The following is a 16298-nucleotide window of genomic DNA, read 5'->3' as shown; positions in this document are numbered from 1 at the left end:
CTCCACGTGAACCCGGCCGCCGCAACCAGGGCCTGCGCCGCGGCTCGGACCCCACAGAAGGACAACGGAGTCCGTTTTGTGATGTTCTTTCCTGAATGGTGAGCCGCTGACGCGCGGCAGCGGAGGTCCACTGCGAAGGAAGTCATCGATGAGTGATCCGTCGGCTCCCGACCGGCCCGGCATCGGCGCGGGCGGAAGAGAGAGCGGGAAACCGGGCGATTCACGGACCGACGCGCCCAGCACCACGATTGACGAACCGGACCCCCACCGCTGGTGGGCCCTGGCCGTCATCGCGACCGCGCAGCTCATGGTCGTGCTCGACGCGACGATCGTGAACATCGCGCTTCCCTCCGCACAGCGCGACCTCGGCATCAGCAACGGGAACCGCCAGTGGGTGATCACCGCGTACACACTGGCTTTCGGCGGACTGCTGCTGCTCGGTGGCCGGGTCGCCGACCTCGTCGGCCGTAAGCGCACCTTCATCATCGGTCTCATCGGTTTCGCCTGCGCCTCCGCACTCGGAGGCGCTTCCCCGGGGCAGGAGATGCTGTACCTCTCCCGTGCGCTGCAGGGCGTCTTCGCCGCGCTCCTCGCGCCCTCCGCGCTCTCCCTGCTCACCACGACCTTCCCCGGCGGCAAGGATCGCGCCAAGGCCTTCGGCATCTTCAGCGCCATCGCGGGCGGCGGCTCCGCCATCGGGCTGCTGCTGGGTGGCATCCTCACCGAATGGCTCAGCTGGCGCTGGTGTCTGTACGTGAACGTCTTCATCGCCCTTCTCGCCGTGATCGGCGCGCTCACCCTGCTCCGGGACCGGGCCGGGGCGAAGGGCGCGCACCTCGACATTCCGGGGGTCCTCCTCGGCAGCGGGGGCCTCGTCGCGATCGTGTACGGGTTCAGCCGGGCCGAGCCGCAGGGGTGGACCTCCACGGAGGTCCTGACGGTGCTGGGCGTCGGCGTCCTTCTGCTCGCCGCGTTCACCTGGTGGCAGACGAAGTCTCCCGATCCGCTGCTGCCGCTGCACATCATCCGGGACCGCAATCGCGGCGGGTCGGTGATCGTGATGGGGATGACGACGATCGGCCTGTTCGGCGCGTTCCTGTTCCTCACGTTCTTCCTGCAGACCGTCCTCGGGTATTCGCCGCTCAGCGCCGGCCTCGCCTTCCTCCCGCTGTCCGCCGGAATCATCATCGGCTCGACCCAGATCTCCGCCCGGCTGCTCCCCCTCGTCCCCCCACGCGCCCTGCTGGTCCCCGGGCTGCTGCTCAGCGCCGGGGGCATGTACACGCTGACGTTTCTGGACATCCACTCCACCTACGTGGGGCACATCCTGCCCGGCACCATCCTGCTGGGCTTCGGGCTCGGGCTGACCTTCCTGCCCGTCATCTCGACAGCCACGATGGGGGTCGCCCCACGGGACTCCGGGGTCACCTCGGCGACGGTCAACACCGCGCAGCAGGTGGGCGGTTCCATCGGTACGTCCCTGCTGAACACGATCGCGACCACCACCACGACCGCGTACCTGACCAGCCATCTCGCGGCGGCGGCGCGCGAGGGCCCGCTGACGCCGGCGGAGCGGACACGCATCGTGAACACGGGCACGGTCCACGGCTTCACCGTCGCCATCGCCTGGGCGGCGATCATCCTGCTCACCGCGGCGGTCATCGGCGCCCTCATGATCAACGGGAAGTCTCCCCGAGCCCGTGCGGCAGAGGAAGAGGCGGCGGCGAAAGCGGCTGCTCCCGACGCCGGGAGGTAGGCGGTGGTCATCAGTGTCCTGTTCGCCGTGCTGACCGCGATCAGCAACGGCTCCGCCTCTGTCCTCCAGCGGCGCGCCGCGTCCACGGTGTCCGACTCCCACTCGATGCGCCTGGCGCTGATCGGGCACCTGCTCCGGCAGCGGGTCTGGCTCGCCGGTATCGCGCTGGTCATCGTGGCCGCCTTCTGTCAGGCGGTGGCGCTCGCGACCGGGCCCATCTCCGTCGTACAGCCGATCTTCGTGCTCGAACTGCCCATGACGCTGCTGATCGCGAGCTACGCCTTCCGTTCCCGGCTGCCCCACACCGCCTGGTACGGCGTGGCCGCGGTGACCTTCGGACTGGCGCTGGGTCTCGGCTCGGCCGCGCCCACCGGCGGCAGCGAGACGGTGAACGGTCTCGCCTGGGTTCCGGCACTGATCGCCACGGGGATCTTCGAAGCGCTGCTGATCGCCGCCGCGCGCCGGGCGCGGAGGAACGCGCGTGCCGCGCTGCTGGGACTGGCGGCGGCCTGCGCGTACGCCCTGACGGCCGCGCTTCTCAAGGACGCCGTGGCCCGGCTCGACCAGGGAGCGGGGATCGCCGCCTTCTTCTCTTCCTGGCAGTTGTACGCCACCGCCGTCGCCGGAATCGGCGCGCTCTTCCTCCTCCAGAACGCCCTCCAGGCCGGCTCCCTGGTCGCGTCGCAGCCGATGCTGACGCTCGGTGACGCGCTGATCAGCATCACTTTCGGTGTCACGCTGTTCGGCGAGAGCGTACGTACCGGCTGGTGGCTGCTGCCCGAGCTGATCGCGGTCGCCCTGATCACGGCCGGTTGCCTCGAACTGGCCCGGTCCCCCTTGGCGGGAGGTACCTCCCCGGTCAAACGCCGCGTCCGCTGACCTCGACGCCTAGGCCGTGTCTGATGAGGTCGGACGTCGTCCTCAGGAGCGCAGGAACGCCGACAGGCCCGCCGTCAGGCGTTCGATGTCGTCCGTGTTGTTGTACGGGGAAAGGCCCACGCGCAGGCCGCCCGCGTCTCCCAGGCCGAGGTGGCGGGAGGCCTCCAGCGCGTAGAACGAACCGGCGGGGGCGTGGACTTGGGAGCGGGCGAGGAAGCCGTAGGCGTCCACCGCGGCGCGGTCGTCGAAGGTGAGCAGCATCGTGGGGGTGCGCGACGAGGCACGGGAGTGGCGTGTCACGCCGGGCAGTTGGGACAGCGCCTCCTCGGCGCTCTCGCGCAGGGCCGTCTCATGGACCCCGATCGCCGCGTAGGCGGCGCGCAGGCGCTCGCGCCGGTCTCCTGCCGTGCCAGGGGCGACATCCGCGACGAAGTCCACGGCGGCGCGGGTGCCCGCGAGGGCTTCGTACGGCAGGGTGCCCAGCTCGAAGCGTTCCGGTACGGCGTCGGTGGACGGCGCCAGCTTGTCCGGTCGCAGGGTCTCCAACAGCCGTGCGGACGCGGCGAGTACGCCGTGGTGGGGGCCGAAGAACTTGTACGGCGAGCAGACGAAGAAGTCGGCGCCGAGCGCCGCGACGTCCACGAAATCGTGCGCGGCGAAGTGCACCCCGTCGACGTACAGCAGAGCGCCCGCCCGGTGGACCAGGTCCGCGATGCCCGCGACGTCGGGCTTGGTCCCGATCAGGTTCGAGGCGGCGGTCACCGCGACCAGGCGCGTGCGGTCGGTCAGCAGGGCGCCCACGGACGCCACGGGCAGCTCGCCCGTCGACGGATCGAAGTCCGCCCAGCGCACCACCGCACCGGCTCCCTCGGCGGCCTGGATCCAGGGGCGAATGTTGGCGTCGTGGTCCAGCCGGGTCACCACCACCTCGTCACCGGGGGCCCAACTCCGGGCCAGTACGCGGGAGAAGTCGTACGTGAGCTGTGTGGCGCTGCGCCCGGCGACGATGCCGGTCTCCTCGGCGCCCAGCAGGTCGGCCATCGCCCGGCGGAAGTCGCGGACGATCGTCTCGGCGTTGATCTCTCCCGGTGCGACGGAGCCCCTGACCGACAGCGGACGGCTCAGCGCGTTCGTGACGGCCTCGATGACCGGCGTGGGCGTCTGCGTACCGCCGGGGCCGTCGAAGTGCGCGACTCCCGCCCGCAGCGCGGGAATCCGGGCACGCACCGCGTCGATGTCGTACGTCACGGCGTCGTACGTCACGAGAACCCCTCACCATGCTCGGTCCGGAACCGTCGGTCCGGCTCGGGCCGATCATCGCAGACGCCCCTGACATCACCCGGGTGTGTCTACTGCTCGTACGACTCGACCTCGGCGACCGGGCGGGGCTCGACCCGCTGCGGGTCCTGGCCCGAATCCGCCTCGGCCCTCCGCCGCCGCAGCAGGTCCCAGCACTGGTCCAGCCGCTGTTCCAGCACCTGGAGCCGTGCGCGGTCCTCCGGGTCGAGGCCCTTGCCGGGAGCCTGGTCACGGAGGCGGTGTTCCTCCGCGACCAGTGAGTCGATCGTCCGCAGAATGTCGTCCGCCATCGCTACCTCCGTTGTCGTGGGCCCCGACTGGCCGTAACGGGCCGGTGGGGCCCGATGGTTCGTGCGGTGCGTTCACAGCACCTCCAGCGGCACCGGGCCCCGGACGGGCGGGAAGGCTTCGTCGAGGGCGGCGAGGTCGTCGTGGGTCAGGGTGAGCGAGAGTGCGGCACGGTTCTCGCGGACGTGGTCCGGCCGGCCCGCCCGGGGGATCGCGATCACCTCGCTGCGGCGCAGGACCCAGGCGAGGGCCACCTGTGCGGGTGTGGCCCCGTGGCGCCGGGCCACGGTTTCGAGTGCCGGGGCGGTCAGCAGCCGTCCTTGCTCGACCGGTGAGTAGGCCATGACCGGGATGCCGCGCTCCCGGCTCCGGGGCAGCAGGTCGTACTCGGTTCCGCGCCGGGTGAGGTTGTACAGGACCTGGTTCGTGGCCATCGCGTCGCCGCCCGGCACGTCGGCCAGTTCCCGCAGGTCGGCCGGGTCGAAGTTGCTGACTCCCCAGTGGCGGATCTTGCCCGCGCGGAGCAGTTCCCCGAACGCGGTGACGGTCTCCTCCAGGGGCACGGAGCCGCGCCAGTGCAGCAGGTAGAGGTCGATCCGGTCGGTGCGCAGGCGTTTCAGGCTGCGTTCGCAGGCGTTGACGGTGTCCGCCCGGCCCGCGTTGTACGGCAGCACCTTGGTCACCAGGAAGGCCTCGTTGCGGCGGGCGGCGAGGGTTTCACCCACCAGTTCCTCGGCGGCGCCCCGGCCGTACATCTCGGCCGTGTCGACCAGGGTCAGGCCGAAGTCGAGCCCCAGCAGCAGGGACTCCTTCTCACCGGCCCGGCGCGCCGGGTCCTGCGCCCAGCCCCAGGTGCCCTGTCCCAGCACGGGGACGTGTTCTCCCGAAGGGAGCGGGACGGTGCGGACGTCCGGTGTCGGTCCCATCGGCGCGCCCCTCCTCTCGTGCTTCTTCAAGGCTCTCACCAGGGTGCTCCCTGTCAACCGCGGTGGCCCCCGGCCGCTCCGGGCGCCGCGGTCCGCCGTCCGGGCCGGGAAGGCCGAGACACGCCCCTCGGGGGCTCGATCCCTTGCATCGCGCAGTGGTCTAGACCTAGCGTGTGCCACTCGCGGCCCGTCCGTTCCGTACAGAGGACCGATCCTGTGATCGACATCGTTGTTGTGCTCCGCGCCGAAGACGCCGTACTCGACTTCCTGTCCGTTCTCACCGACGGGGAAGCCGCTCTTGTCCTCGCCGACCAGGGCCGGACACTCGCCTTCTCCGCCGCGCGCAGCCCGGCCGAACGGCTCGCCGACATCGCGCGGCACGTACGTCCGGCCGACGACCGTGCCGGCTCGCCCGGTCCCGTCCCCCTGGCGGAGCTGGTACGCGAGGCGGGCGGCGACCGCGACGCGCGCGTATGGACGCACTCGCCCGCGGACAACCGGCGCAGCCGGGGCAAGGTGGGCCGGGACACGGCGATCGGGTGTGCGGGCGGCGATGTGCGGCACGCCGTCGGCTACTCGCCGTTTCTCCAGGTCGTCAGCGACTTCGACCGTTCGGTGGACCGCGAACTGATCGCCGCCAAGCTCGACTTCGTCAACCGCGCGTGCGAGCACCTGCTCACGGAGCAGTCTCCGGAGTATGTGGTCCAGACGCCCCGCATACCCTCCACCGAGCGCTTCTTCCACACCGACGCCGACGAGCGCGAACGGCTTTTCGCGTTGCTGGCGAGCCTGGACGACGAGGCCGCGTCCGTCCCGGACCCCTGGGAGTTCGGCAGTTCCCCGTACGAGAAGGACCGGCTGGACGCCACCGCCGCCTGGGTGCTGGGCCATCGCGCCGAGACGGGCGAGTCGCTGGTGGAAGTGGGCGCGTGCGAAGGCGCCCTGACACGGCGTCTGGTCGCGGGGGGAATCGCCGTTCACGCCACCGAGCCCAACCCGCTGTTCAGGACGCGCCTCGCGGACGCCGTGCGGGGCACCGGGTCCGTACGGGTCTCCGCCGAGGATCTGGCGGGGCTCACCGAGGGAGGCCACCCGCGTGCCGGAGCCCATCTGCTCATCGAGATGCTCTATTACGGCCAGGACCTCGGCCTGTTGGACCGTCTGCCCACCGATCACGTCTTCGTCGCTCTTGAACCGGATGCCATGAACAGCCGTCTGCGGCCGTGGCTCGCGACGTCCACGACCTGGCGGGAGGCGGAGACGGTCCAGTTGGTCCCGCCGCGCGTCGAGACGGTGTGCGCGGGCCGCGCCTATCTCATCAAACGCGGCAGCGACGGGCTCCTGCTGCGACGTACCACCGGCTGATGGACGCGTACGACGTCTGCGTGGGGCTCGGCTACCACTGCGAATCGACCTATCAGATCCGCCGGATCACCGGGAACGAGTCGGCGCACTTCTTCGACTGGCTCGACCTCGATCTCGACTCGGTGGTCGAGACCATCGCCGACGACTTCGCCAACGTCCTGCGTCCGGGGCTGGTGGAACCGTTCAGCGACGGGCTCTGCGCCCTCGACCGCGGCTCGGACATCCGCTTCTTCCACGACTTCCGGCCGGCCTACGGACACCTGGTCACCCAGGACGACATCGACGGCCAACTCGACCGTGTCAGGGCCAAGTTCGGGGCGCTCGCGGAGCGCTGGCGCGCCCTCGCCAGGTCCCCTGCCCAGGTGCTGTACGTCCATCACGACGCTTTCGACGAATGCGTGGCGAGGGATCTGCGCCGGCTGCGGCACGTGATCGCCACCGCCCATCCCGAGCAGCGGTTCTCGCTGCTGTGGCTGCGCCGTACGCCGCCCGCCGACGCCGCCGACCTCGGTCCGGGAATCTCGTGGGGCGTGGTCGCCGCCGCCCCCGGCCGCTGGGAGGGCGACGACGCCCAGTGGGACCAGGTGTTCAGCGCCCTACCGATGTCGCCCGATCCCCTTCGACCCACCCCACGACCGAGGAGCCACCCCGCATGACGCCCGGACAGCAGCCCGCCACCGTGATCCTCTCGCCGCACTTCGACGACGCCGTGCTCTCACTCGCGGGGCTCATTCCCCAACTCCCGGGCCCCGTCACGGTCGTGACGGTGTACGGAGGCGAGCCCGGGTCCCACCACCCGGTCTCCTGGTGGGACAGTGTCTGCGGATTCTCCACGGCGCGGGAGGCCTACGGTGCGCGCCGCGTCGAGGACGAGCGGGCCTGCGGGCTCCTGGGGGTGGAGAGCGTCGCCCTGCACCATCCCGACGGCCCCTACTTCGACGGGACGGAACTCACGGCGATCGACACCTGTCTCGCCGAACTCGCCCCGGAGACCCAGCTGTTGATTCCCCTCTCCACCAACCAGCAGGACCACCAGAAGGTGCGGGACCGTGCGCTGACGGTGATCGAGAAGCTCGGCCGCCCGCTGCCGCTGCTCTACGCGGACCTCCCCTACACCGGCCATCTGGACGAATGGGGCTCCCCCGAGGTCGATCACGCGCTCGGCCGCAGCCACCGGTACGGGCTCGCCTACCAGGACATGACGGAGCGTCATGAATTGCGTCCCGTGCACGACCTCGTCCTGACGGATGATCAATGGGCCCTGAAGCGTGAGGCGGTGCTGTGCTACAGCTCCCAACTCGCCGCGCTGGCCACCGACCACGGCATGCTCACTGCGCGCACCGGGCCGCTGCGTGCCGAGCGTGTCTGGGCGGCAGGGGCCGAGGGGCGCTGAGAGCGCCGACACCCGCCCGACGTCCCCGGGGACCAGCGACGCGGCAGATGGTCAACGGTCGGCGGCCGGGCGGGCCGGCCCCGCACAGGGCGAACCCATCGAGTCGGCGATGGCGGTCGAGATCTTGCCGAGCGCGCGCAGCTGGTCCGCGTTGATCGGGTCGAGGACGAGCCGGCGGACTGCCTCGACATGGCCGGGCGCGGTCGCCACGATCTTGGCGTACCCGGCGTCGGTGAGAATCGCGACCGTGACGCGGCCGTTGTCCGGCGAGGGGCTGCGGCGGACCCAGCCTCGCTTCTCCAGGGTGGACACGGCGTGGGAGAGGCGCGACAGGGAGCCGTGGGCCAGGACCGCCAGGTCGCTCATGGGCAGGGTGCGTTCGGGAGCCTCGGAGAGGCCCGCCAGCACCAGATAGCCGAAGAAGCTCACCTTGGCGTCGCTCTGGAGCTGTGCGTCCAGGGCGCTGACGAGACCGAGGAGCATCCCGCTGAACGGCACCCAGGACTCCAGCTCGGTGGCGGAGAGCCACGGAGTGTCGTTGGCCGGGGAGTTCTCGTCCGTCATGCGAACATCGTAGTCGCTTGACTTGAGACTTCAAGCGTGCCCAGGATGGGACGTCGGTTGACATCTCAAGTCAGGAGCAGGGCATGACCGTGAAGATCGCGATCATTCTGGGCAGCACCCGTCCGGGCCGCAACGGCGAGGCCGTCGCCAAGTGGGCCGAGAAGATCGCCGCTCAGCGCGGCGACGCGGAGTTCGAACTCGTCGACATCGCCGATTTCAAGCTGCCGCACCTGGACGAGGTCGTTCCGGCCTCCGCGGGGCAGTACGAGCACGACCACACCCGAGCATGGGCCGAGAAGATCGCCTCCTTCGACGGCTATCTCTTCGTCACCCCCGAGTACAACCACTCGACCTCCGGCGCCCTGAAGAACGCCATCGACTTCCTGTACGGCGAGTGGAACAACAAGGCCGCCGGCTTCATCAGCTACGGCAGCGTCGGCGGCGCCCGCGCCGTCGAGCATCTGCGTCTGATCATGTCCGAGCTCCAGGTGGCGACCGTACGGTCGCAGGTCGCCCTCTCCCTCTTCACGGACTTCGAGAACTACTCCTCGTTCACGCCCGGAGACCACCAGAAGGCCGTCCTGGACACCACGCTCGACCAGCTCGTGAGCTGGTCCAAGGCACTGCGGACGGTCCGCACCGGCGGCTGACGGAAGCGCCTCACGACCGGCCGGCCGGCCGCGGCGGGCGGAGTCGCCAGGGCATGTCCGCCCGCCCCGGAACCGTTGACGAGACTCTTCACCCGCCTTACGTTCGCCTTGTTCGCGTCCGGGATAGCGACCGATGTCCGACATACCGAACAAGGTGAGGAACGCATGCCCCGCACCGCCCACTTCACCCTCGACCCCGCCTTCACGGTCGGCCACGTCGACGACCGTCTCTTCGGCTCCTTCGTGGAGCACCTCGGCCGCTGCGTGTACACCGGCGTGTACGAGCCGGGCCACCCCACCGCCGACGCCGCGGGCCTGCGCGGCGATGTGCTCGCCCTCGTACGGGAGTTGGGGGTGAGCGTCATCCGCTACCCCGGCGGCAACTTCGTCTCCGGCCACCGCTGGGAGGATTCCGTCGGCCCCGTCGAGGACCGGCCCCGCCGGCTCGATCTCGCCTGGCACTCGACGGAGACCAACCGGTTCGGCCTCGCCGAGTTCATGGACTTCGCCGGCAAGGTCGGCGCGGAGCCCATGATGGCCCTCAACCTCGGCACGCGCGGGGTACGGGAGGCGCTGGACCTCCAGGAGTACGCCAACCACCCCGCCGGCACCGCCCTGTCGGAGCTGCGCCGGGCGCACGGCGCGAAGGAGCCGTACGGCATCCGGCTCTGGTGCCTGGGGAACGAGCTGGACGGCCCGTGGCAGACCGGGCACAAGACCGCCCAGGAGTACGGCAGGCTCGCCGCCGAGACCGCACGCGCCATGCGCCAGCTCGACCCGTCCGTCGAACTCGTCGCGTGCGGCAGCTCGAACCAGGGCATGGCGACGTTCGCCGCATGGGAGGCGGAGGTGCTGCTGGAGACGTACGACCTGGTCGACCACATCTCCCTGCACGCGTATTACGAGGAGAAGGACGGCGACCGCGACTCGTTTCTCGCCTCGGCCGTCGACATGGAGTCCTTCATCGAGAACGTGGTCGCCACCTGTGACCATGTGGGCGCCCGGCTCAAGTCCGGCAAGCGCGTCAATCTCTCGTTCGACGAGTGGAACGTCTGGTACCAGTCGCGTCACGAGCCCCCGGCCGGCGACAGCTGGGACGAGGCCCCCCGGCTGCTGGAGGACGCGTACTCGGTCACCGACGCCGTCGTGTTCGGCTCGCTGCTGATCGCCCTGCTGCGGCACGCCGACCGGGTGACCGTCGCCTGTCTCGCCCAACTGGTCAACGTCATCGCGCCGATCATGACGGAGCCGGGCGGCGGAGCCTGGAAGCAGACGACGTACTTCCCCTTCCAGCAGGCGTCGCGGTACGGCCGGGGCCGGGTGCTCCAGGTGGCCGCGGACTCGCCCACGTATCCGACCCGCAGGTACGGGGAGACCGACCTGCTGCACGCCACCGCCGTCGAGGGCGCCGACGGCTCGGTCACGGTCTTCGCCGTGAACCGGAGCACGACCGAGCCGCTGCCGCTGGAGGTCTCCCTGCGCGGGACGGGGGTGAGCGAAGTCGTCGAGCACAGCGCGCTCCATGACGCCGATCCCGACGCGCGCAACACGCTCGCCGAGCCCGAACGGGTCGCGCCGCGCGCCCAGTTGGACACCGTACTGTCCGGCGGTTCCCTGCGCGCCACGCTCGCTCCGCTCTCCTGGAACATGATCCGGCTGTCCTGATCGCGCGTCCCCGCGGACGAGAAACCTGGGTACGAGGTATTTACACCAGGCCTTTTACATCGATGTAATCGAAAACCTGCCGCACACGTCCGCCCAGCCTCCCGGCTGCCTCTTCCATGGCTCCACGTGCCTGTACGTGCCTCTTCCCTGACCGGAGACGCCATGTCACTGTCCTCCACCGGCCCGTCCGACTTCCCGTCCGACCAGTCGAACACCGTCCCACGGCCCGAATATCCTCGTCCCAGCTTCGTGCGTGAGGAATGGCGGAATCTCAACGGCACCTGGCAGTTCGCGTTCGACCCCGGCGACAGCGGTCTGGAACGTGGCCTGGTCCACCGGGAACTGGACGGCCGGATCGTCGTGCCCTTCTGTCCCGAGTCCGAGCTGTCGGGCATCGGGGACCCCGACTTCCACCCCGCCGTCTGGTACCGGCGTACGGTGCGCGTCCCCGCACGGTGGGCCGGCCGGCGGGTGCTTCTGCACTTCGGTGCGGTCGACCACGATGCGACCGTGTGGGCCGACGGGCGTGAAGTGGGCCGCCACAGCGGCGGGTTCACCTCCTTCACCGTGGATCTCGGAGACGTGGCGGGAGCGAATCCGAGGGCGGGCGACGACAACGGCGACGGCGAGGTCGTCATCGTCGTACGGGCCAGGGACACTCCGCACGGCCCGCAGGCACGTGGCAAACAGTCCGTGGAGTACGCCAACACCGCCTGCAACTACACCCGCACGACCGGCATTTGGCAGACCGTGTGGATGGAGCCGGTCGCCGACGTCCGCCTTGAGCGCCCCCGCATCACCCCGGACCTCGGCTCGGGCGCGTTCCATCTCGAACTGCCGCTCTCCGCCAACCGGCCGGGGCACCGCGTACGGGCCGTGCTGCGCGACGCGGACGGCGACACCGTCGTACGGGCCGACGTCCCCGCCGATCTCGATCTCGCGCCCCGCATGGTGCTGACCGTCCCCGCCGGCCGGCGCAGGCCGTGGAGTCCGCAGGACCCGCATCTGTACTCGGTGCTGGTCGAGTTGGTGGACGCGCGCGGGCAGGTGACCGACTCGGCCGTCTGCACGGCCGGACTGCGGTCGGTCGCCATCGACGGCAAACGGCTGCTGCTCAACGGGCGCCCGGTCTTCCAGCGGCTCGTACTCGACCAGGGCTGGTACCCGGACGGGCTGATGACCGCGCCCGACGACGCGGCACTCGTCCGTGACATCGAACTCTCCCTCGCCGCGGGCTTCAACGGCGCACGCCTCCACCAGAAGGTCTTCGAGGAGCGGTTCCTGCACCACGCCGACCGGCTGGGCTATCTCGTCTGGGGCGAGTTCGGCGACTGGGGGTGCGCGATCGGGGGCACCACCAAGGACAACCAGCAGCCGACCGCCGGATACACCGCGCAGTGGCTGGAGGCGCTGGAGCGGGACTACTCGCATCCCTCGGTCGTCGGCTGGTGCCCGCTCAACGAGACCCACCAGAAACTCCACGACCGGCGGACCGTCCTGGACGACGTCACCCGGTCCATGTTCCTCGCGACGAAGGCCGCCGACCGTTCGCGGCCGGTCATCGACGCGTCCGGCTACTCCCACCGGGTCGCCGAGACCGACGTGTACGACTCGCACAGCTACGAACAGGACCCGGAACTCTTCCGCGCCCAGATGGCGGGACTGGACAAGGACGCGCCGTTCACCAATCCGGACGAGCGCGACACGGACGCCGTGTGGTCGCTGCCCTATCGCGGACAGCCCTATTTCTGCAGTGAGTTCGGCGGCATCTGGTGGAATCCGGAAGAGGCCGCCGCCCATCGGGACGGCACGGACACTGACATCGCCGCGGACGACGCCGACCGCAGCGTGTCGTGGGGCTACGGTCAACGCCCACGTACGGAGGAGGAGTTCCAGCGGCGCTTCGCCGGGCTCACCAGCGTACTGCTTGACGATCCGCACATGTTCGGCTACTGCTACACCCAGCTCACCGACGTGTTCCAGGAACAGAACGGCGTCTACCGCTTCGACCGCACGCCGAAACTCGACGTGGGGCGACTGCGCGCGGCCCAGGAGCGCCGGGCGGCGTTCGAGGATCCGGCGTTGGAGGATCCGGCTGACCCGGGCGGCGCGGGAGCGGACGGCGACGACGGGGCGGAACGGTGAACGGCCTCTCCCGGCGCCGGCTGCTGACCGGGGCGCTGTACGGCGCCGGGGCCGCCGCCCTGACGCCCGCGCTCGGCGCCTGCGGCTCGGTCACGGGCAGTGGGTCGGACGCCGAGGAGATCCAGTACTGGAATCTGTTCCAGGGGCCCGACGGCGCGCTGATGAAGGACATCACCCGCGACATCGAGCGCCGTACGCCGGAACTGAAGGTCAGGAGCACGGTGCTGGAGTGGGGGCGGCCGTACTACACCAAGCTCGCCATGGCCTCGGCCGGCGGACGCTCGCCCGACCTCGCGATCCTGCATCTGACCCGGCTGCCCGGCTACGCGCCCGGCGGGCTGCTCGACCCGTTCGACATGGATCTGCTGGCCGAGTTCGGCGTACGCCGCGAAGATCTCAACGAGGCGGTGTTCAAGCGCTGTCTGTACGAGGGCGAGCCGTACGCGATCCCTCTCGACACCCACCCGTTCATCATCTACTTCGACCGGGACATGATGGACAAGTCCGGTCTCCTCAAGCCCGACGGGCAGCCGGTCCCCTTCGAATCGCCCGCGCACTATCTCGAACTCGCCGAGAAACTCCGCAAGGACCACGGAAAGCTCGGCCCCGTGTTCGGGCATGTCACCGACGCCGGAATGGGCTGGCGCATGTTCTGGACCCTGTTCCACCAGACCGGCGCCACCTTCGACCTGTCGGGCGACCGGCTGGAGATCGACCGTGAAGTGGCCGCGGAGACGGTCGAGTTCATGGCGGACATCGTGCGGCCCGACTGCCGGACGATGGATCTCGGCACGGCGATAGCCGCGTTCGCCAACGGCGAGTCTCCCCTGATCTTCGCGGGCGAGTGGGAGCTCAACACGTTCCGTACGGCCAAGAAGGACGCCCTCGGCGCCGCCCCCTTCCCCACCTTCTTCGACCGACCGGGCGGCGCGTCAGACAGCCACTCGCTGGTGCTCCCCCGGCAGACCGGGGCGGATCCGGAACGGCGGCGCCGTACGCATCAGTTCGTCGCCGAGCTGGTCAAGTCGAGCCTTGCATGGGCGGAGGCCGGTCATATCCCCGCGTACCGGCCGGTCGTCGAGTCGGAGGAGTACGCCGCGCTGCGTCCGCAGGCGGAGTACGCCGGGGCGGCCGACCACCCGGTCCTCGATCCGCAGGCCTGGTTCACCGGCTCCGGGTCGGACTTCCAGAACCGGATGTGCCAGGCCCTGCAGCCGACTCTCACCGGCGCGGCGTCCGCGCGCAGCGCCGTACGGACGATGGAGTCGGAGATCAACACGCTTCTGTCCAAGCCGAATCCGGCCTGATCGCGCAGGAAAGGAGCGATGGTCATGAGCAGTGTGCGCAGCGCCACCGGCCCGGCCGCCGTCGATGGGGCCCGTCCCTCCGCGAAACGTCGCCGAGGCGCCCCGAAAGGCTCCGGGTGGCCGTTCGTCGTGCCGTTCCTGGTCTTCTTCGTGCTCTTCCTCGTCGTGCCCCTCGGCTTCGGGCTGTGGATGAGCCTCACCGACTCCAGTCTCACCGGCCGCGGCGACGCCACCTTCGCCGGGCTGGACAACTACACCGAGGCGTTCACCGACAGCGAGGTCTGGCAGAGCCTTGGCAACACCGCCTGGTTCACGCTGCTCTCGTCGGTGCCGCTGGTGCTCTTCGCCCTGGTGATGGCACTGCTCGTGCACACCGGGATGCCCGGCCAGTGGGTGTGGCGGCTCTCCTTCTTCGCCCCGTACCTGCTGCCCGTGGCCGTCGTCACCCAGGTGTGGGGCCTGCTCTACCAGCCCGAGGCGGGGCTGTTCAACACCCTGCTGAAGGCCGTCGGCATCGACGGGATCGGCTGGCTGGTGGAGGAGAAGTACGCGATGTGGGCCGTCGCGCTCCTCACACTCTGGTGGACCGTGGGCTTCAACTTCCTGCTCTATCTGGCGGCCCTCCAGTCCGTCCCGGACCATCTCTACGAGGCGGCGGCGCTCGACGGAGCAGGCGCGTGGCGCAGGCTGTGGTCGATCACGCTGCCGCAGCTGCGCCGTACGACCGGACTGATCGCCGTCCTTCAAGTACTGGCCTCCCTCAAGGTGTTCGACCAGATCTATCTGCTCACCCAGGGCGGGCCCGCCGGATCGACCCGGCCGATCCTGGAATACATCTACGACACCGGCTTCACCAACTACCGGCTGGGCTACGCCTCCGCGGTGAGTTACGTCTTCTTCGCGATCGTCGTCGTCCTCTCCCTCGTTCAGCTCAAGCTCTTCTCGCGCAGGGAGGACTGATCCGGCCATGACCACCGACGCATCACTCACGACCAACGCGTCCGGACCACGCCGCAGCACCATGCCGAGGGAGGTGGCGCGCAAGCGCCGTGCGGGAGGAGGGCATGGCGGCGGGTCGCTCGGGGGCGGGAGCGGGGGCGGGCGGAGCTGGCACCCGATGCTGGGTGCCGGCCTCCTGCCCCGCGTCCTGTCCGTGCTGGCGCTGATTCTGATGGCCGGTGTCTGGCTGGTGCCGCTCGCCTGGGGGGTGGACACCTCCTTCAAGTCGGAGGTGGACGCGAGCGGGGGCGGCGGCGACTGGATTCCGGCGAGCGGCTTCACGCTCGCGGCGTACCGGGAGATCTTCGCGCAGGGGAACCTGCCCGTCTGGGCACTCAACAGCCTGCTGATCGGTGCGGCGGTGACCGTGCTGACGGTCGTCGTGTCCGCCATGGCGGCGTACGCGCTGTCGCGGGGGCTCTTCCGTGGCCGCCGGGCACTGCTCGCGGTGATCGTCGCCTCGATCATTGTGCCGCCGCAGATCCTGATCGTGCCGCTGTTCCGGCAGATGCTGGTGATGAACCTGGTGGACACCTACGCGGCGGTGATACTGCCGCAGGTGGTGGCACCGGTCATGGTCTACATCCTGAAGAAGTTCTTCGACGCGGTTCCGCGTGAGTTGGAGGAGGCGGCCCGGATCGACGGGGCGGGGAGCGCGCGGATCTTCGTCAGCATCATCCTGCCGCTGTCGCGGCCGATCCTCGCCGCGGTGTCGATCTTCGTCTTCATCACCACCTGGAACAACTTCCTGTGGCCGTTCATCATCACCAGCGACCCGACGCTGATGACGCTGCCGGTGGGCCTGTCGAGCGTCAAGGACTCCTACGGCCTGCAGAACGCGCAGGCGTCGGCGGCGTCGGTCCTCGCGGCGATTCCGCTGCTGGTGGTCTTCATGCTGTTCCAGCGGCAGATCGTCAGGTCCGTCGCCACGACGGGGCTGGGAGGCCAGTGAGCCGGACAGCGAGGTGACACTCTCGCGGCCGTGGGCGCGGCTGGGGTGGAGCCGGTCGAAACAGAAGGGGCCGGAGGCCCGGACATGCCTTTCGGCGGCAGGAAGGGACT

General features: G+C 70.0%; 15 protein-coding genes. 11 read left to right on the top strand and 4 right to left on the bottom strand.

The window, feature by feature from the left end:
- Positions 1 to 148 precede the first annotated feature (148 nt).
- Together ACIBLA_RS16855 and ACIBLA_RS16850 are read left to right on the top strand one after the other, a co-directional pair.
- Positions 149 to 1756 (top strand): MFS transporter, encoded by a 1608-nt coding sequence (locus tag ACIBLA_RS16855; protein ID WP_399199006.1) that lies wholly within the window; start codon positions 149 to 151, stop codon positions 1754 to 1756.
- 3 nt (positions 1757 to 1759) lie between these two features.
- A complete protein-coding gene (locus tag ACIBLA_RS16850) occupies positions 1760 to 2635 on the top strand; it encodes a DMT family transporter (protein WP_363239811.1) in 876 nt (291 codons plus the stop codon).
- A 42-nt stretch (positions 2636 to 2677) separates the two neighbouring features.
- Here the strand turns inward: ACIBLA_RS16850 and ACIBLA_RS16845 are convergent, their stop codons facing one another.
- The 3 genes from ACIBLA_RS16845 to ACIBLA_RS16835 all read right to left on the bottom strand — a co-directional run bounded on the left by ACIBLA_RS16845 (position 2678) and on the right by ACIBLA_RS16835 (position 5148).
- Positions 2678 to 3883 carry a cysteine desulfurase-like protein gene (locus ACIBLA_RS16845; protein WP_399199052.1) on the bottom strand — a complete coding sequence of 402 codons (1206 nt, stop codon included), beginning with the start codon at positions 3881 to 3883 and terminating at the stop codon, positions 2678 to 2680.
- Between the two features lie 101 nt (positions 3884 to 3984).
- On the bottom strand, positions 3985 to 4224 hold the full coding sequence (locus ACIBLA_RS16840) for a DUF2630 family protein (RefSeq protein WP_363239812.1): 240 nt from the start codon (positions 4222 to 4224) through the stop codon (positions 3985 to 3987).
- Positions 4225 to 4296: 72 nt separating this feature from the next.
- A complete protein-coding gene (locus ACIBLA_RS16835; RefSeq protein WP_363239813.1) occupies positions 4297 to 5148 on the bottom strand; it encodes an aldo/keto reductase in 852 nt (283 codons plus the stop codon).
- A gap of 216 nt (positions 5149 to 5364) precedes the next feature.
- On the opposite strand from ACIBLA_RS16835, the gene ACIBLA_RS16830 reads away from it, so the two are divergent.
- The 3 genes from ACIBLA_RS16830 to ACIBLA_RS16820 are packed head-to-tail and all read left to right on the top strand — an operon-like array spanning position 5365 to position 7906.
- Positions 5365 to 6513, top strand: coding sequence for a hypothetical protein (locus ACIBLA_RS16830; RefSeq protein ID WP_399199004.1), 1149 nt, complete (start codon positions 5365 to 5367; stop codon positions 6511 to 6513).
- Complete coding sequence (locus ACIBLA_RS16825; RefSeq protein ID WP_363239815.1) at positions 6513 to 7169, top strand: DUF1796 family putative cysteine peptidase; 657 nt, start codon at positions 6513 to 6515, stop codon at positions 7167 to 7169. Before ACIBLA_RS16830 ends, ACIBLA_RS16825 begins: the two co-directional genes overlap by 1 nt.
- Positions 7166 to 7906 (top strand): PIG-L family deacetylase, encoded by a 741-nt coding sequence (locus ACIBLA_RS16820; protein WP_363239816.1) that lies wholly within the window; start codon positions 7166 to 7168, stop codon positions 7904 to 7906. Before ACIBLA_RS16825 ends, ACIBLA_RS16820 begins: the two co-directional genes overlap by 4 nt.
- 51 nt (positions 7907 to 7957) lie before the next feature.
- On the opposite strand, the gene ACIBLA_RS16815 is transcribed toward ACIBLA_RS16820, so the two are convergent.
- On the bottom strand, positions 7958 to 8470 hold the full coding sequence (locus ACIBLA_RS16815) for a MarR family transcriptional regulator (protein ID WP_363239817.1): 513 nt from the start codon (positions 8468 to 8470) through the stop codon (positions 7958 to 7960).
- 83 nt (positions 8471 to 8553) lie between these two features.
- Here ACIBLA_RS16815 and ACIBLA_RS16810 point away from each other — a divergent pair, with 83 nt between their 5' ends.
- The 6 genes from ACIBLA_RS16810 to ACIBLA_RS16785 all read left to right on the top strand — a co-directional run bounded on the left by ACIBLA_RS16810 (position 8554) and on the right by ACIBLA_RS16785 (position 16188).
- Complete coding sequence (locus ACIBLA_RS16810; protein ID WP_363239818.1) at positions 8554 to 9120, top strand: NAD(P)H-dependent oxidoreductase; 567 nt, start codon at positions 8554 to 8556, stop codon at positions 9118 to 9120.
- A gap of 165 nt (positions 9121 to 9285) precedes the next feature.
- A complete protein-coding gene (locus ACIBLA_RS16805; protein WP_363239819.1) occupies positions 9286 to 10785 on the top strand; it encodes an alpha-N-arabinofuranosidase in 1500 nt (499 codons plus the stop codon).
- A gap of 162 nt (positions 10786 to 10947) precedes the next feature.
- Complete coding sequence (locus tag ACIBLA_RS16800) at positions 10948 to 12930, top strand: sugar-binding domain-containing protein (RefSeq protein WP_363239820.1); 1983 nt, start codon at positions 10948 to 10950, stop codon at positions 12928 to 12930.
- Positions 12927 to 14237, top strand: coding sequence for an extracellular solute-binding protein (locus ACIBLA_RS16795; protein ID WP_363239821.1), 1311 nt, complete (start codon positions 12927 to 12929; stop codon positions 14235 to 14237). Before ACIBLA_RS16800 ends, ACIBLA_RS16795 begins: the two co-directional genes overlap by 4 nt.
- 24 nt (positions 14238 to 14261) lie before the next feature.
- Entirely contained in the window at positions 14262 to 15197 is a 936-nt protein-coding gene (locus tag ACIBLA_RS16790) for a sugar ABC transporter permease (protein ID WP_363239822.1), read from the top strand.
- 7 nt (positions 15198 to 15204) lie between these two features.
- Positions 15205 to 16188: a carbohydrate ABC transporter permease gene (locus ACIBLA_RS16785; RefSeq protein ID WP_399199003.1), complete on the top strand. Its 984-nt coding sequence runs from the start codon at positions 15205 to 15207 to the stop codon at positions 16186 to 16188.
- Positions 16189 to 16298 lie beyond the last annotated feature (110 nt).

It is taken from the genome of Streptomyces sp. NPDC050433, assembly GCF_044458565.1.
GTDB lineage: Bacteria > Actinomycetota > Actinomycetes > Streptomycetales > Streptomycetaceae > Streptomyces.
The sequence above is the reverse complement of the archived record's forward strand: the minus strand, read 5'-3'. Positions and strand labels throughout refer to the sequence as shown.

Bases quoted from the DNA above. Each gene is read 5' to 3' on its own strand.
- ACIBLA_RS16840 (WP_363239812.1), bottom strand. From the start codon at position 4,224: ATGGCGGACGACATTCTGCGGACGATCGACTCACTGGTCGCGGAGGAA.
- ACIBLA_RS16855 (WP_399199006.1), top strand. From the start codon at position 149: ATGAGTGATCCGTCGGCTCCCGACCGGCCCGGCATCGGCGCGGGCGGA.
- ACIBLA_RS16810 (WP_363239818.1), top strand. From the start codon at position 8,554: ATGACCGTGAAGATCGCGATCATTCTGGGCAGCACCCGTCCGGGCCGC.
- ACIBLA_RS16825 (WP_363239815.1), top strand. From the start codon at position 6,513: ATGGACGCGTACGACGTCTGCGTGGGGCTCGGCTACCACTGCGAATCG.
- ACIBLA_RS16805 (WP_363239819.1), top strand. From the start codon at position 9,286: ATGCCCCGCACCGCCCACTTCACCCTCGACCCCGCCTTCACGGTCGGC.
- ACIBLA_RS16790 (WP_363239822.1), top strand. From the start codon at position 14,262: ATGAGCAGTGTGCGCAGCGCCACCGGCCCGGCCGCCGTCGATGGGGCC.
- ACIBLA_RS16815 (WP_363239817.1), bottom strand. From the start codon at position 8,470: ATGACGGACGAGAACTCCCCGGCCAACGACACTCCGTGGCTCTCCGCC.
- ACIBLA_RS16820 (WP_363239816.1), top strand. From the start codon at position 7,166: ATGACGCCCGGACAGCAGCCCGCCACCGTGATCCTCTCGCCGCACTTC.
- ACIBLA_RS16785 (WP_399199003.1), top strand. From the start codon at position 15,205: ATGACCACCGACGCATCACTCACGACCAACGCGTCCGGACCACGCCGC.
- ACIBLA_RS16835 (WP_363239813.1), bottom strand. From the start codon at position 5,148: ATGGGACCGACACCGGACGTCCGCACCGTCCCGCTCCCTTCGGGAGAA.
- ACIBLA_RS16800 (WP_363239820.1), top strand. From the start codon at position 10,948: ATGTCACTGTCCTCCACCGGCCCGTCCGACTTCCCGTCCGACCAGTCG.